Consider the following 14,074-nt stretch of genomic DNA (forward strand, 5'->3'; position numbering starts at 1 on the left):
TTTCGAATGAAAGTCTTTTTTAGTATTTAGTAGTATTTTTTTTCGAAAATTAAACCTTTCCTAAGGTATATAATTGCTCCATTGTAGGGCTTAAACTTCCCCCTGCAGGTTCCAATGTAATTCCAAAGGCTTCAGCATCTCCTGTTTTATCCACAGCAAATATTTTTGATTTATTGCTTGTAAAGTCAGACAATAAACCAATACTTGTAGGTGTGAGTTGGGGTTGTAGTACTAAGGACCAAATTTGATACACCATTCCTTTTGGAGGCTCTGGCAATCCTGCAGCATCAACATAAACCACTTGGGTTTCTTTGTTCCAATACACTTTTGCCGATGACTCTGGAGCTACCGCTTGTCCACCAAGTGCTACAACGGTATTTTCAGTGTCTCGTACGACTGCTAAACTAGTTTCATTTTGCGTGTTCTTTAGAGATAACTCATTTAGCTCTTTTTCAACCTTTGCTTTTTCAATTTCAGTACTTACAACCTGATTGCTTGTTTGTTCCAATTGATTGTATTGGAAGCCAATACCAACCAATAATACAATGGCAGCTGCCCATCCGATGTATTGTGACCAGTTTCTCGTAGTCTCCATTTCTATTACTGGAGCGTGTTTTAGTTCTAATTTGGCTTTAATTTTCTCATAATTAGCCACCGAATGGAATGGTGAAAAACTAGAGGACAAGGCCACAATCGCTTTCTCAATTGCAATAATCTCATCCTTGATTTCAGGATTTGTATTAGCCATAGTAGTAACTTCTTCATTTTCGGTTTCGCTTAGCAAACCATAAACGTAAAGTTCTAAAATTCCGGAGTTGATGTATTCTTTTGTTTCCATTATACTTTCAAATAGGTTCTTAAATCATTAATACAATTTCGATTGTGTGTTTTTACAGTTCCTAAAGGAATTTCCAACTCTTCCGAAGCTTCTTGTTGGGTGTATCCTTTAAAGAACAATAAATCTATTATTTGTATACACTTTGGCTTGAGTTTTTTGACAAACTCATTTATTCCTATAGTATCTACTTTGTCGACCAGTTTATTGCTGTCGTCTAATAGATGTACGAAATTATCTGAGGAAAGGTTTTTTTGACTATTGTTAAAATTTTTGGATCTTAATTTATCTATGGAAGTATTTCTTGCAATATTAAGTATCCACGTGTAGAAGCGTCCTTTACTTTCATTATAAGAATCAATGTTTTTCCAAATCTTAACAAAAACTTCTTGAAGTACATCTTCGGCTTCTTCTCGGTTGCTTACAAGAACATTAATTACTGAAAATAGACTTTTAGAATACATATCATAGATATGTGTAAAAGCTCTTTCGTCTTTCCTATATACTAGCACTAATAATTCTTCCTGAGTCATATTGGTTTTGATTTGTTACTACAAACTTAACAAACTTATTTACAATTGCATAAATTAAATTGATTGTGTGTTTTATGCACAAGGTAGTTTTAAATAATTGTGTTTTTTTTAATAATTTAAAACTATGTAAATCAGCGATTTAAAAAAAAAGTTACTTTTTTTTTAATTTTTTTAAAACCAAAAAGGAAACATTCTCGTAAATGACTGTATAACCTTTTAAATTATAACAAAATGAAAAAAACAAAAATGGTATTAGGTCTTTCGTTAATTGCGATTTCAGGCTTAATCTTAGTAGCAGCGGATCACGTAGATGCTCCATCAGTAACAGGTAATGCAGCGGATATTACAGATTTGTACACTTTTCAAGGACAAGAAACTAATAATTTAGTTTTTGCGGTTAACACTCAAGGGTTGTTAAGTCCTAATGCAACCGGTGCGGCAGCATTTAATGAAAATGTGATGATTGAAATTAACATTGACAATACAGGTGACAATGTGGAAGACTTAGTTATTCAGGCAATTAAAAAGGGAGATAAGATGTACTTCTTCGGACCGTACGCTCCTGGAACAACTGGAACATCCAGTACAATTAAAACAAGTGCGGCTTCAGGAAGTGTTGCTATTTCCAAATATGGCGCAGCAGCGGTAACGTCTACTCAAAACGGAATGAAATTTTTCGCTGGACCTAGAGACGATCCATTCTTTTTTGACTTAGGCCAATTTCAAGCAATTCTTGGAGGAACAGCTACAGCATTTAAAAACCCAGGTGTGGATACTTTTGCAGGTTCAAATGTATTATCAGTTGTAGTTGAAGTTCCAAAAGCAATGTTAGGTACAGCAAGTACTTTAAATGTATGGGCAGAAACTAAGAAAAAACAATAATTAATTGTTCTTTATTAAACTTTAAAATTACGAAACGACAAGTTCAAGAATTCCAACAAAAATTAAATAAAAATATCATGAGTAAATCAAATAAATTCAAAATAATCGCTATTGCCGTAGTTTGCGCAATAGGTGCAGTAAGCTGTAACAATGACGACAATAACGGAGATGCAATGGTAAGTACCGACTTCTCAGGAACTTTTGTGCAACAAGACCAAATGGCAAGACCGGCTATAAACACTGTTTTTATAGCTTCGGGACAACCTAAAGACGATTTTAATGCAGCTATACCCTCTGCAATGGGGGCGAAGTACCAACCTATTTTTCAGTCTAGACTATTGGCTTTAAATTCTGGATATACAACGAATGCTTTAGGTTTGACAGCAGCACAATTTACAGGAGTATTGGCAACTGATGTTTTAAATGTGAAAACTTCTGGAAAAACTACCTTCTTCGACGGAACAAATGTTTTAACAGGTAGAGCTTTGGCTGATGATGTAATTGACGTTGAGTTAATTTTAATCTTCGGTGGACCAACAGGAGGTTCTAATGCTGGTCTTACTTCAGATCACGTGGATGCTAATGATAAAGCGTTTACCACTTCTTTTCCTTACTTGGCAGCAGCCTGGTAATAAATAGACACAAAAAACAGAGCTCTTACAGAATTAGTGAGCTCTGTTTTTTTTTATAACAACGAACAAAACAATAACAAACAAAAAATATAGATTATGAAACCTTATAAACTTATCCCCGTCCTGGTTTTTACAATCCTTTTTATTTTCGCTTGCGACACGAATAATAAGAACCAAATTACAAATACATCCGATTATGATAAATACTTGCACGTCGATGGAAATGAATCATTAGATTTTGCAAATAAGGAAATTGATTTTTGGCAAAAAAAATACGATGCGGCTCCTAATCAAAAAAGTTATTTAGGTATCATAGCAGCTAAGTATGCGACTCTTTTTGAATATACGGGTGACATTAAAAATCTATATAAAACAGAAGATTTACTAACCCAATCGAATGAAGCTAATAAGTATTCCAGAGTATCGACCATTCGAACATTAGGAAGGAATTATATTGCACAACATAGGTTCAAGGAGGCTTTAGTTTTAGCTAATAAAGCTTTGGCTATTGGCGAAGGACGTAAAGAAACTCAAAAATTACTATTTGATGTCCAAATGGAATTGGGCAATTTTGCTGAGGCAGAGAGTAATTTGAATGCCCTAAAAGACATGAAGGATTATGATTATCTAATCCGTTTAGCAAAATGGAATGATCATAAAGGAGATTTGAAAACGGCAATTACTTTTATGGAGAAAGCCAGAGACATTGCAGAGAAGGAAGATAATAAAACACTTAAAATATGGTCTTATTCTAATCTGGGTGATTTTTATGGTCACGCAGGCAGAATTCAAGAATCATATGACAGTTACATAAAAACATTAACAATAGATCCCAATTATTCCTATGCTTTAAAAGGAATTGCTTGGATTGTATTTTCTCATGAAAGAAATACAAAAGAAGCAAAAAGAATTGTGGAAGCTATTGAGATTACACACAACACACCGGATTTCTTTTTGTTGAAATCTCAAATCGCCCAATTTGAAGGTGATAGAAAAGAGGCAGGTAAAAATGAAAGTGCTTATTTCGCTATGCTTGAAAAGAATAATTACGGAGCTATGTATAACAAATACAACACTTTGATTTATGCTGATGCAAAAGAAACAGCGCCAAAAGCACTGGAAATCGCAAAAATAGAAGTGGATCACAGACCTACACCAGATTCTTATGATTTATTAGCTTGGTCTTATTTGAATATGGGGCAAAAGGATAAAGCATTGGAAATTGCTAAAAAATATGTGGTAGGTAAATCATTTGAACCAAAGGTACAATACCACTTAGCGATGATTTATAAGTCCAATAATGAGAACCAAAAAGTAGCACCTATAAAGGAGGAATTACTTTCTAGTATGTATGAATTAGGGCCTAATTTAGAGAAAAAGGTAAATCAATTATAATCCCGCGATGAGGTATTTTTTTACAATAGTACTTGCCTTTTTAGGGTTGGTATCGCACAGTCAAATCCAAAAAGGAGTTGTTGTAGATGAATTTGGGAATGCAATTGAGAATGCCTACATCGTAAATATCAATTCGGAAGCACATGCGCATACGAATGAGTTAGGAATGTTCAGCATTGATAAATCGATAGTGGGAAATGTTTTGAGAGTAACTGCTTTGGGGCATAAAAAAGCGAATTATACTATTGTAGACTTAGAAAACAGAATTCTGCTGGAAGAGGATATCTTTAGATTAGATGAGATTGTGATCCAACAGCAGCTTTCGGCACTGAATGTCATTTCAAAAATAGATTTGCAAACTACTCCCGTAAATTCCTCTCAGGAAATTTTAAGGAAAGTTCCTGGACTATTTATAGGACAACATGCCGGTGGAGGGAAAGCAGAGCAAATATTTCTAAGAGGTTTTGATATAGATCACGGAACAGATATCGCCATTTCTGTTGACGGAATGCCTGTAAATATGGTGTCGCATGCTCATGGTCAAGGTTATGCCGATTTGCATTTTGTAATTCCGGAAACTGTAGAAAAGATAGATTTTGGAAAAGGGACGTATTATGCTAGCAAGGGGGATTTTGCAACGGCAGGATACGTCGCCTTCCAAACTAAAGAGAAATTAGATAACAGTAGCATAAGTGTAGAAGTAGGTCAGTTTAATACTTTAAGGACAGTAGGTTTATTTAATCTTTTGGGAAACCAAAAAAAGCAAAGTGCCTACATAGCTACCGAATATATATTGACGGATGGTCCTTTTGATTCTCCGCAAAATTTTAACAGGGTCAACCTTTTAGCAAAATATTCAGCGGTACTTGACGACCGCAGTAAGTTCTCATTATCTGCCTCTCGTTTTTCCAGTACATGGGATGCGTCTGGACAAATACCACAACGATTGGTCGATAATGGAACTATTTCCAGATTTGGATCAGTTGACGATACAGAAGGAGGTACTACGTCCAGAACAAATCTTAATGCATCGTTGAGCAAACCTATAAATGAAAATACGTTCTTGAAAGCCAATGCGTTTTACTCGAAATATGATTTTGAACTGTATTCTAATTTCACTTTCTTCCTTGAGGATCCTATAAATGGAGACCAGATAAGGCAAAAGGAAAACCGATCTATTTACGGGATGAATGCAGAATTAAATAAGAAAGTAAATAGTAATGATTGGGATGCGTCATTTCAGTTAGGCGTGGGCTTTCGCGCTGATGCGACCATTGATACTGAACTGTCGCATACTTTGAACAGAAGCATAATCCTAAAAAATATTAAATTAGGTGATATTGATGAGACGAATGCATTTACGTACTTAAATTCAGAATTCAAATTCGGTAAACTGACGATAAATCCAGCTGTGCGATTGGATTATTTCAAGTTTAATTACAGAGATAAGTTGGCGCCTATTTATAAAACACAGACTGAAAGCGAAGTGAAAGTGTCACCGAAACTTAATTTTATCTATTCCCAAAACAACAATTTGCAATTTTTTGTAAAGTCAGGAGTAGGATTTCATTCGAATGATGCTCGCGTTGTGGTTCAAAATAATGGAAAACAAATTTTACCTACCGCTATCGGAACTGATGTAGGAACGATTTGGAAACCTTTCCCAAGGTTAATTGTCAATTCGGCTCTCTGGTATTTATATTTACAGCAAGAGTTTGTATATGTGGGTGATGCTGGAATAATTGAGCCTAGTGGAAAAACAAGACGTATAGGAGCTGAGTTTGGATTGCGTTATCAATTGAATGATTATTTGTATTTTGATACAGACGTTAATTATACCTACGCTAGAAGTATGGAGGAACCTAATGGGCAAAACTACATCCCTTTGGCACCAGATTTCACTTCTACTGGCGGACTAAGTTTTCAAAAATGTCATGGACTTTCTGGAGGTTTGCATTACCGTTATCTAAAAAGTCGTCCTGCAAATGAAGACAATTCGATAGTGGCTAAAGGCTATTTTGTGTCAGACATGAATGTGAATTACGAGTATAAGTCAGTTACTTTTGGCGTTTCAGTAGAGAATCTATTGAATACAAAATGGAATGAAACTCAATTTGCGACTGAATCAAGATTAAAAGAAGAAGCAAAAAGTGTTGAAGAAATTCATTTTACGCCAGGCACCCCTTTTTATATGAAAGCTAGACTTACCTATAAGTTTTAGTTTTGCTTAATGATTTGTTTGTTTGTTTTGTTAGAAAGGTCTGGAGTTAATAATATATTAGCTTCAGGCCTTTTTATTTAACGTTTGTTCAATCAAAATAATGGTCTAGAATGGATCAAAGTACTCTTGGATTGGCTATTTTTATAAAAAATAATAGTGATGAAAAATCTATTGATGTTAGCGTGTAGCGCCGCACTTCTTTTCAGTTGTCGAGATAAGGTACAAAACATAAAAATAGACACTAATAAAACCGAAATAGCTATGGAAAAACAAAATATTTATCAATTCAAGGTTGAAGATTTATCGGGTAATACATTCGATTTCTCCACTTTAAAAGGGAAGAAAGTAATGATTGTAAATACTGCTTCAAAATGTGGATTGACACCGCAGTATAAAGATCTCGAAGCGATTTACAAAGAATATAAAGATCAGAATTTCGTGATCATTGGATTTCCAGCTAATAATTTTGGATCGCAAGAACCGGGAACTAATGAAGAGATTGCTTCTTTTTGCCAACAAAATTATGGTGTTACCTTCCCAATGATGGACAAAGTATCCGTAAAAGGAGGTGATATGTGCGCAGTGTATCAATTCTTGACCCAAAAATCTAAAAATGGATTAGAAGATTCAGATGTGGCTTGGAACTTTCAAAAATACCTAATCAATGAAAATGGAGAATTAGAAAAAGTGATAGCGCCTCAAATGCTTCCTAGTGATACATCTGTTATTGATTGGATAAAAGCATAGTTTTAAATTTTAGAATAAAAAAAAAGCGATTTTCATTTGTGAAAATCGCTTTTTTTTTATTCTAAAATCAGCTGCATAAAAACAGAATGCAACCAGCGATCAAATTTAAAAGCAGACTCTTTTATAGTTCCTACCGTCTTGAAGCCAAATTTTTCGTGAAAGACTACGCTACTTTGATTTTCAGCGTCAATAACACCGATCATCGTATGCAATCCTTGGTTTTTAGCTAAAACAATTAATTCCTGAAGTACTATTTTTCCAATTCCTTTGCCTTGAAAATCATTATTCACATAAACAGAATGTTCTACAGTATATTTATTAGCTTCTTTAAATCGGAATTCACCGTACATTCCGAAACCTACTACAACACCATCTAATTCAGCCACGATCACGGGGAATCCCTTGGTAATTTTATCGTCTAGCATTGTCTTTTGCTGTTCATAGCTTCTTATATTATAATCGTATAAGGCAGTTGAATTTAAGATATTATAGTTGATGACATCTAATATTGCTTGGGTGTCTTTAGTCTTGTAAGGTCTAATTTTAATTTCCATTTTGATCTGTGAATTTTGATTCCAAATTTAATAAAACTATTTAAGAATATAGAAAAATGCGTACAACTTTGTATCTTTGTTACTCATAAACTTAAATAATGATTTACCCCAAAATACCTTTAGCACAAAGCATAATCGAAATTTGTTTAGCCAAAGGGATTACTACTATAATAATTTCTCCAGGATCACGAAATGCACCTTTAACGATAGGTTTTGTAGGCAATCCCGCTTTTACTTGCTATAGCATTGCTGATGAACGAGCCGCTGCTTTTTTTGCTATGGGGATTGCGCAGCAGACAAAACAACCCGCAGTGCTAGTATGCACATCTGGTTCTGCATTACTGAATTATTATCCTGCGATTGCTGAAGCTTTCTATAGTCAAATTCCATTGATTGTAATTTCTGCTGATCGGCCTCAAAGTAAAATTGATATTGGCGATGGACAAACCATCCGACAAGAGAATGTATTCGCGAATCATTCTTTGTACAGTGCCAATTTGAATGAGATGGTTTCCGTTGAAAATGATACTAAAATAAATGAAGCAATCGACATTTCAATTGCTCGAAAAGGACCAGTACATGTCAATGCTCCTTTTGAAGAGCCGCTATACGAAACGGTTTCTGAACTTTCTGTACCTGTTACAGTTATTGCTTCCGCAAAAGAGTCGCAGGCTCTTTCACAAGATGACGTAGTGCCGTATGCGACGATTTGGAATAGGGCCACAAAAAAATTAGTCTTAGTGGGCGTGAATGAGCCCGGAGGAATCAGTGATAGTACAATTGAAGCTTTAGCTGCTGACGGATCAGTGGTGGTTTTAACTGAAACGACTTCAAACGTGCATCATCCAACATTTATAAATACAATAGATACTTTAATTACTCCTTTTACGAACGAAGAGTTTGAGGATTTTCGTCCTGAAATATTAGTCACTTTTGGAGGAATGATTGTTTCTAAGCGTATAAAAGCTTTTTTACGCAAATACAAACCAAAACACCACTGGCATATCGACTCGTTACGTGCATATGATACATTTAATGCATTGACAAAGCATTTTGAAGTGGAGCCTAATGTGTTTTTCGATGCCTTTTTACCGCTGGCAAAGTCAATAGAGAGTGATTACTTCAAGAAGTTAGACCTCATAAATAAATCGCGAGAACTGAAAAGTAAAATCTACTTGGATAAAATTCCATTCTCAGATTTTAAGTTTTTCGAAAAAGTAATTCCTAGTTTACCCAAAAACTCGCAATTACAAATCAGTAACAGCTCGGCCATACGCTATGCGCAGCTTATCGCAATAGATCCTTCCATAGAAGTCTATTGTAATCGAGGAACAAGCGGTATTGACGGAAGCACCTCAACTGCTATTGGTGCGGCTGTAGCCAATGAAAAACAAACAGTATTCATTACGGGAGATATTGGGTTTTTATACGATAGCAATGCGTTGTGGAACAATTACATTCCAAAAAATTTTAAAATAATTTTGATAAATAACGGCGGAGGTGGAATTTTCAGAATCCTGCCTGGTCATAAAGAAACTCCTGTTTTTAATACCTTCTTTGAAACTTCCCATTGTTTAACAGCAGAATATTTAGCTAAAATGTACGGATTTGAATACACCATTGCGAGTGATGAAGTGAGTTTGTCAAACGGTTTAGCGACTTTGTACGGTCAAAATGAAAGACCAGGCATACTGGAAGTTTTTACCCCAACGTTGGAAAATGATGCTATTTTGTTGCAGTTTTTTAAGGAGTTAATCTGATTTCTGTAAAAAAGTTAAATTTTACTTTAAAAAGTAGTTTTAGTTTAAATAATTAGCTAATTTTAAGATAGTTAACTAATTTTAAATTATTACTTATGAGTGCAAGAGATGAATTAATTGTAAAGTATGCTGCTGATTTGAAAGACAAATGTGGTGTAAGCCCTAATATGGACTTACTAACAAAAGTTACGATTGGTTGTGGCCCTTCTATTTATAATGCTGATGCCGCAACAGTGGCAGGAACCCAGCAATCAGAATTAGACACGGTAAAAAATAATTTTCTGATAAAGAAATTGGGTTTAGCGGATGGAGCAAATTTAGATGCCGGTATTGATTCGGTAATTGAAAAATACGGGCGATCCAATACACATAAATACAGAGCAGTAGTCTATTATTTATTAGCGGTGCACTTTAAGAAAGAAAGTGTTTATAACTAACAGATTCTTGGAAATAATAAAAAGCGCCTTTATGGGCGCTTTTTTTGTTCTTTCTCATATAGAATAACATTACATTAAGACAGTCTTTAAGCTGTCCTCAATTTATTTTTCAAGCAACTGTTTTATCTGAATAAGAAACTATTCTCCGTCATAATTAGCGAAACCCTCATGGTGCAATCCCATTATTCCGTATTTATCAAAAACGATTGTAGTAGGTAATGATCCCGAATAAATTTCTTTTGGATCGATTGATACCGGTTGGAAAATTAGCAATTAAAAATTCTTATTCTGTGAAAACTTCTCTCCAGTGGCAATACCATCATCCATGTTTATCATCAAAAATACAATATTAGTATTGTCTTTAAATTTTGAGTGAAATTTTTCTTTCAAGTCAGCTGTATTTTACATGTTCTCTTCTTTCGTTTCTTCTGAAAGTTATAGTATTATTCGATTTTGATTTGAAAAACTTCCAAATGCTTCTGACAAGATTTTTAATCTAGTGCCATTCTTTAGGAATGGACGTGCTAACATAATCATCAGAGAAAGTTAAGCAACAAATCTTATTTTTAACCGATGAAAAAAGTGCACAAAATTTAGACAAAGTTTTCAAGAGAACTCAGCTCAACTAATTTAAGAGAAAACAAGCATATCGAAATTTACCTGAGAGCTAATAGTAACAGATGACTATTCGCAGGACAACTATATTTCAATTAGACTTCAAGTTAGTTGCATAAATTGAAAGTAATTAAATTCATTTTGATTTTTAAATTAGATGCAACAAAATTCTTTTTTGTGTAATTAGGTGGTGTTTTAACGAATCGGTATTGGAAAAACCGGCAAGCTGGCATGTCCTAATTCATCTATTGCTTGTACAGCAAAATGAAAATTGTCTTTAGAATAAGGAATTGTAGCTTTACTATCTGTTACAAATACTGTTATCTCCCAATTTGTAGCTGACGTTTCTCTTACAAGGATTTGGTATCCGTATACTTTTTTATTTTCAGCTGCTTTCCAAACCAAAGTCGAGAAATTAGTCAAGTCTTTCACTTCAACCCCCACATTTGTTGGCGCTTTAGGTGCCCAAGCTAAATTAGCCAATGTGGCTAAATTTGATGCGGCTATTTTTCGTAGGTATTCAAAATCCATAAATTCAGGCAAATCACCGTATTTAATAGCGTTTTCAGTTCTTAAGTCTTGGTGTTGGTGGTCATAGTTTTCATTCATTTCACAAAAACGAATAGCGGTAAATCCATTTTGACTGAAAGGAGTATGATCTCCACCACGTAAAAAACGATCGTTTCTATACACTAGATTAACCTCTAATTGATCTACATATTGATCAGTTGTCGTTTTTATGTAACGGGCTAGTAGTCTTGAAGGACTGTCGTTATCTCTATTGGTTAACTTTCGCATTTTTCCTTCTTCCTCTGTTTCTAAATAGGGAGTTGCTTCGCTAAAGACTCTAACTTTAGTATTGTCTCTTAAGTTTGTTCCGCTGGACAAGCTGTTTCCTATCATATCATTATTTAGCATGGCCACGATATTCCAGTTTTCTTCTTTGGCAAGCTCTGCTAAATGTCTTGAACCATACAATCCTTGTTCTTCTCCCGTTACCGCCACAAAATGGATTGTGTAAGGAAAAGATCTTTTACTCATTATTTTAGCTAGTTCCATCATAGCAGCTACTCCTGAACCATCGTCATTAGCCCCTGGCGCATCAGATTTGGCGTCCATTACATCAGTAACTCTGGAGTCGAGATGTCCGCTGATAATTAGTACACGATCATCAGTGGAATCAGTTCCTTTTAAGGTTGCCATTACATTTCCAAGCTGACTGTCAACCGCAATGCGCCGTCCGTCTGCTTTTATGGTAAAATAATCAATTTTAGATGTAAGTCTGCCATTTGACTCTAAAGCGTATTTATCAAATTCAGATTTTACCCATTGTTGCGCTGCACCAATACCACGCGTTTTGCTTTTTGTATCGCTTAAGGTGTGTCTAGTTCCAAAAGAAACAAGTTTTTTTACGGTGTTTTCAAGGCTTTCGGCCTTGACTTCCGTAATCATTTTTTTGATTTCGAGATCATCAACAGTAATTTGAGAAAAGCAAATTTGAGAAAAGAATAGGAATGCGAAAAGGGAACAAATAGTATGTAGTTTCATTTAATTTTGGTATTTTTTATTTTGAATTTTTAAAATTAAGCAAAAAAAGAAAGTTAATAGGCAAGAAAATTGATTTTAATAGTTGTTTAAGTGCTTTTTAAGGAATTTTTTGTTGGTTTTGTAGAAAACGAAATGCTATAATTTAGCCCCGATAAGAGTTAGTATCCTTTTTGGGCCGTGGTTTAGTGCAAAAGATACTGCGGATAGCAGGAATAATCGTTCTCGTAAGTGATTGTTTTTTTGCTTCTAAAAAGGAAATTACAAGGTAATTGTAATATGGGGTGGGTTTACCATTTTCAAACTTCGTACATTTGCGCTTTAGAAAATACAACAAAATGATTGAAATAGGAAAATACAATACACTAACGATACTTCGTGATACCAAAGTTGGTTTGTTTTTAGGTACGCCAGAAACAGATCCTGAAGGAATACACGATATACTTTTACCCAATAAATATGTTCCAAATGAATTTGAAATAGGTGAGGAACTTATTGTTTTCGTTTATTTAGACCATGAAGAACGTCCAGTTGCCACCACATTAGAGCCTTATATTTTACTGAACGAATTTGCGCTTTTGCGTGTGAATTATGTCAATCAGATTGGTGCTTTTATGGATTGGGGAATGGAAAAAGACATTCTGGTGCCTTTTAAAGAACAGGCGCGTCCGATGGAAAAAGGAAAAAGGTATTTGGTTTATCTTTATATGGATGATAAAACAAACCGTTTAGTTGCTTCAAGTAAGACGAATCAATTTCTAAAGAATGAAGAGCTTACCGTTGAAAAAGGGGAGGAAGTAGAGCTGATCGTTTCTCATATTACAGAAATAGGAATCAACGTAATTATCAATGAGCAGTACAAAGGTTTGTTGTATAAAGACGAGGTATATGATGATGCTATTCGTACGGGAGATCGTATGAGAGGATACATTAAAAACATTCGTCCTGATAATAAAATTGATGTTTCGCTGCAGATACAAGGATATCAGAGTATCGAACCTAATGCAGATATAATTCTTGATGAGCTAAGGGCAAGTCGTGGTTTTTTAAGGCTGACTGATAGTTCACATCCGGAAGATATCAAGACCGTTTTAAAAATGAGTAAGAAGACATTTAAGAAAGCGATTGGTGCTCTTTATAGAGAAAAGCTAATCGAAATCAAAGAAGACGGAATATACCTGATAAAAGAATAAAAAAAGAAAGACTAATCCAAAAGGGTTAGTCTTTCTCTCTTTAGTGTCATTTCATAAAACATAAAACGGCACCAAAATAATTACAATTTCATTTTATAGTAAATTTATTGCTTTTGTAAGTAGTAGTTTAGTATGAACACTATTCTATAATATTAACTCAAGCATAAAAGTACTTCAATGAATACTTGTCTTTAAATGTTCAAACATTTACTTAGCAGCTAAGAATCAATTTCACATTAAAAAGCCATTGATTTGTATATATATTGCAAGATTCTTTCTCTAAAATTAGTCTTCTCGTCCAATTATGGTAAGTGAGAAAAGAATTCTTTTTTAACCGTTGGTGTTACTCTTTATTTTTTGCTGGTCGGATAAATGATTTTCTCATTAGCTCGATTGTCAAGGCAGGATAATTAGTAGTGTAATTTAGTACCTTAGAACAAGGAGCGACAAAATTTTTAATCGCATTCAAATTATTCTTTTTTTAGGTTAATAAATCAGTGAAGTTAAAATGCTAAATCAGGATTATTTATTCGTATTCTGCTGATTAACATGGTCTAAAATTAGTCATTATAGTAGTTGGCCACTGTTAATAACCTGTTTTTTCTTAAACTTTAACACTTTGCGGCTATTTTATCAGAGAAGGATTTCCAAAGCTTCACCAATTGAATAGCATAAAATGCAAAAAATGATTTATTTTTACACGTAAATAATTTAAATCAATTATA

The 14,074-nt window shown here is 34.3% G+C and carries 13 protein-coding genes; 8 read left to right on the plus strand and 5 right to left on the minus strand.

Annotation, left to right across the window (positions count from 1 at the left end; genetic code table 11):
• Positions 1 to 49: 49 nt before the first annotated feature.
• Entirely contained in the window at positions 50 to 838 is a 789-nt protein-coding gene (locus CXF59_RS05280) for an anti-sigma factor domain-containing protein (RefSeq protein ID WP_101136790.1), read from the minus strand.
• A complete protein-coding gene (locus tag CXF59_RS05285) occupies positions 838 to 1,368 on the minus strand; it encodes an RNA polymerase sigma factor (RefSeq protein ID WP_101136792.1) in 531 nt (176 codons plus the stop codon). Before CXF59_RS05285 ends, CXF59_RS05280 begins: the two co-directional genes overlap by 1 nt.
• Before the next feature lie 231 nt (positions 1,369 to 1,599).
• On the opposite strand from CXF59_RS05285, the gene CXF59_RS05290 reads away from it, so the two are divergent.
• The 5 genes from CXF59_RS05290 to CXF59_RS05310 all read left to right on the plus strand — a co-directional run bounded on the left by CXF59_RS05290 (position 1,600) and on the right by CXF59_RS05310 (position 7,245).
• Complete coding sequence (locus CXF59_RS05290) at positions 1,600 to 2,250, plus strand: DUF4331 family protein (RefSeq protein WP_101136794.1); 651 nt, start codon at positions 1,600 to 1,602, stop codon at positions 2,248 to 2,250.
• Positions 2,251 to 2,327: 77 nt separating this feature from the next.
• Complete coding sequence (locus CXF59_RS05295; protein WP_101136795.1) at positions 2,328 to 2,882, plus strand: DUF4331 family protein; 555 nt, start codon at positions 2,328 to 2,330, stop codon at positions 2,880 to 2,882.
• Positions 2,883 to 2,978: 96 nt separating this feature from the next.
• Complete coding sequence (locus CXF59_RS05300; RefSeq protein WP_101136797.1) at positions 2,979 to 4,277, plus strand: hypothetical protein; 1,299 nt, start codon at positions 2,979 to 2,981, stop codon at positions 4,275 to 4,277.
• Positions 4,278 to 4,284: 7 nt separating this feature from the next.
• Positions 4,285 to 6,498 carry a TonB-dependent receptor plug domain-containing protein gene (locus CXF59_RS05305; RefSeq protein WP_101136799.1) on the plus strand — a complete coding sequence of 738 codons (2,214 nt, stop codon included), beginning with the start codon at positions 4,285 to 4,287 and terminating at the stop codon, positions 6,496 to 6,498.
• Between the two features lie 159 nt (positions 6,499 to 6,657).
• Positions 6,658 to 7,245: a glutathione peroxidase gene (locus tag CXF59_RS05310; protein WP_101136801.1), complete on the plus strand. Its 588-nt coding sequence runs from the start codon at positions 6,658 to 6,660 to the stop codon at positions 7,243 to 7,245.
• Positions 7,246 to 7,301: 56 nt separating this feature from the next.
• Here CXF59_RS05310 and CXF59_RS05315 read toward each other — a convergent pair whose 3' ends face one another.
• Entirely contained in the window at positions 7,302 to 7,799 is a 498-nt protein-coding gene (locus CXF59_RS05315; protein ID WP_101136802.1) for a GNAT family N-acetyltransferase, read from the minus strand.
• 98 nt (positions 7,800 to 7,897) lie between these two features.
• On the opposite strand from CXF59_RS05315, the gene menD reads away from it, so the two are divergent.
• Both menD and CXF59_RS05325 read left to right on the plus strand, forming a co-directional pair.
• Complete coding sequence (gene menD / locus CXF59_RS05320) at positions 7,898 to 9,559, plus strand: 2-succinyl-5-enolpyruvyl-6-hydroxy-3-cyclohexene-1-carboxylic-acid synthase (protein ID WP_101136804.1); 1,662 nt, start codon at positions 7,898 to 7,900, stop codon at positions 9,557 to 9,559.
• Between the two features lie 95 nt (positions 9,560 to 9,654).
• Positions 9,655 to 9,996: a DUF2853 family protein gene (locus CXF59_RS05325; RefSeq protein WP_101136806.1), complete on the plus strand. Its 342-nt coding sequence runs from the start codon at positions 9,655 to 9,657 to the stop codon at positions 9,994 to 9,996.
• Between the two features lie 138 nt (positions 9,997 to 10,134).
• On the opposite strand, the gene CXF59_RS15550 is transcribed toward CXF59_RS05325, so the two are convergent.
• On the minus strand, positions 10,135 to 10,269 hold the full coding sequence (locus tag CXF59_RS15550) for a hypothetical protein (RefSeq protein ID WP_255416299.1): 135 nt from the start codon (positions 10,267 to 10,269) through the stop codon (positions 10,135 to 10,137).
• Between the two features lie 537 nt (positions 10,270 to 10,806).
• Positions 10,807 to 12,159, minus strand: coding sequence for a M20/M25/M40 family metallo-hydrolase (locus CXF59_RS05330; RefSeq protein ID WP_101136808.1), 1,353 nt, complete (start codon positions 12,157 to 12,159; stop codon positions 10,807 to 10,809).
• 335 nt (positions 12,160 to 12,494) lie between these two features.
• Between CXF59_RS05330 and CXF59_RS05335 the strand changes: the two genes are divergently transcribed.
• Positions 12,495 to 13,349 carry a S1 RNA-binding domain-containing protein gene (locus CXF59_RS05335; RefSeq protein ID WP_101136810.1) on the plus strand — a complete coding sequence of 285 codons (855 nt, stop codon included), beginning with the start codon at positions 12,495 to 12,497 and terminating at the stop codon, positions 13,347 to 13,349.
• Positions 13,350 to 14,074 lie beyond the last annotated feature (725 nt).

Origin of the sequence: Flavobacterium sp. ALD4, assembly GCF_002836475.1 — a bacterium.
GTDB lineage: Bacteria > Bacteroidota > Bacteroidia > Flavobacteriales > Flavobacteriaceae > Flavobacterium.

What these genes read in the sequence shown, in the direction of transcription:
- CXF59_RS05280 (WP_101136790.1), bottom strand. Translation starts at nt 838, where the DNA reads ATGGAAACAAAAGAATACATCAACTCCGGAATTTTAGAACTTTACGTT.
- CXF59_RS05285 (WP_101136792.1), bottom strand. Translation starts at nt 1,368, where the DNA reads ATGACTCAGGAAGAATTATTAGTGCTAGTATATAGGAAAGACGAAAGA.
- CXF59_RS05290 (WP_101136794.1), top strand. Translation starts at nt 1,600, where the DNA reads ATGAAAAAAACAAAAATGGTATTAGGTCTTTCGTTAATTGCGATTTCA.
- CXF59_RS05295 (WP_101136795.1), top strand. Translation starts at nt 2,328, where the DNA reads ATGAGTAAATCAAATAAATTCAAAATAATCGCTATTGCCGTAGTTTGC.
- CXF59_RS05300 (WP_101136797.1), top strand. Translation starts at nt 2,979, where the DNA reads ATGAAACCTTATAAACTTATCCCCGTCCTGGTTTTTACAATCCTTTTT.
- CXF59_RS05305 (WP_101136799.1), top strand. Translation starts at nt 4,285, where the DNA reads ATGAGGTATTTTTTTACAATAGTACTTGCCTTTTTAGGGTTGGTATCG.
- CXF59_RS05310 (WP_101136801.1), top strand. Translation starts at nt 6,658, where the DNA reads ATGAAAAATCTATTGATGTTAGCGTGTAGCGCCGCACTTCTTTTCAGT.
- CXF59_RS05315 (WP_101136802.1), bottom strand. Translation starts at nt 7,799, where the DNA reads ATGGAAATTAAAATTAGACCTTACAAGACTAAAGACACCCAAGCAATA.
- menD (WP_101136804.1), top strand. Translation starts at nt 7,898, where the DNA reads ATGATTTACCCCAAAATACCTTTAGCACAAAGCATAATCGAAATTTGT.
- CXF59_RS05325 (WP_101136806.1), top strand. Translation starts at nt 9,655, where the DNA reads ATGAGTGCAAGAGATGAATTAATTGTAAAGTATGCTGCTGATTTGAAA.
- CXF59_RS05330 (WP_101136808.1), bottom strand. Translation starts at nt 12,159, where the DNA reads ATGAAACTACATACTATTTGTTCCCTTTTCGCATTCCTATTCTTTTCT.
- CXF59_RS05335 (WP_101136810.1), top strand. Translation starts at nt 12,495, where the DNA reads ATGATTGAAATAGGAAAATACAATACACTAACGATACTTCGTGATACC.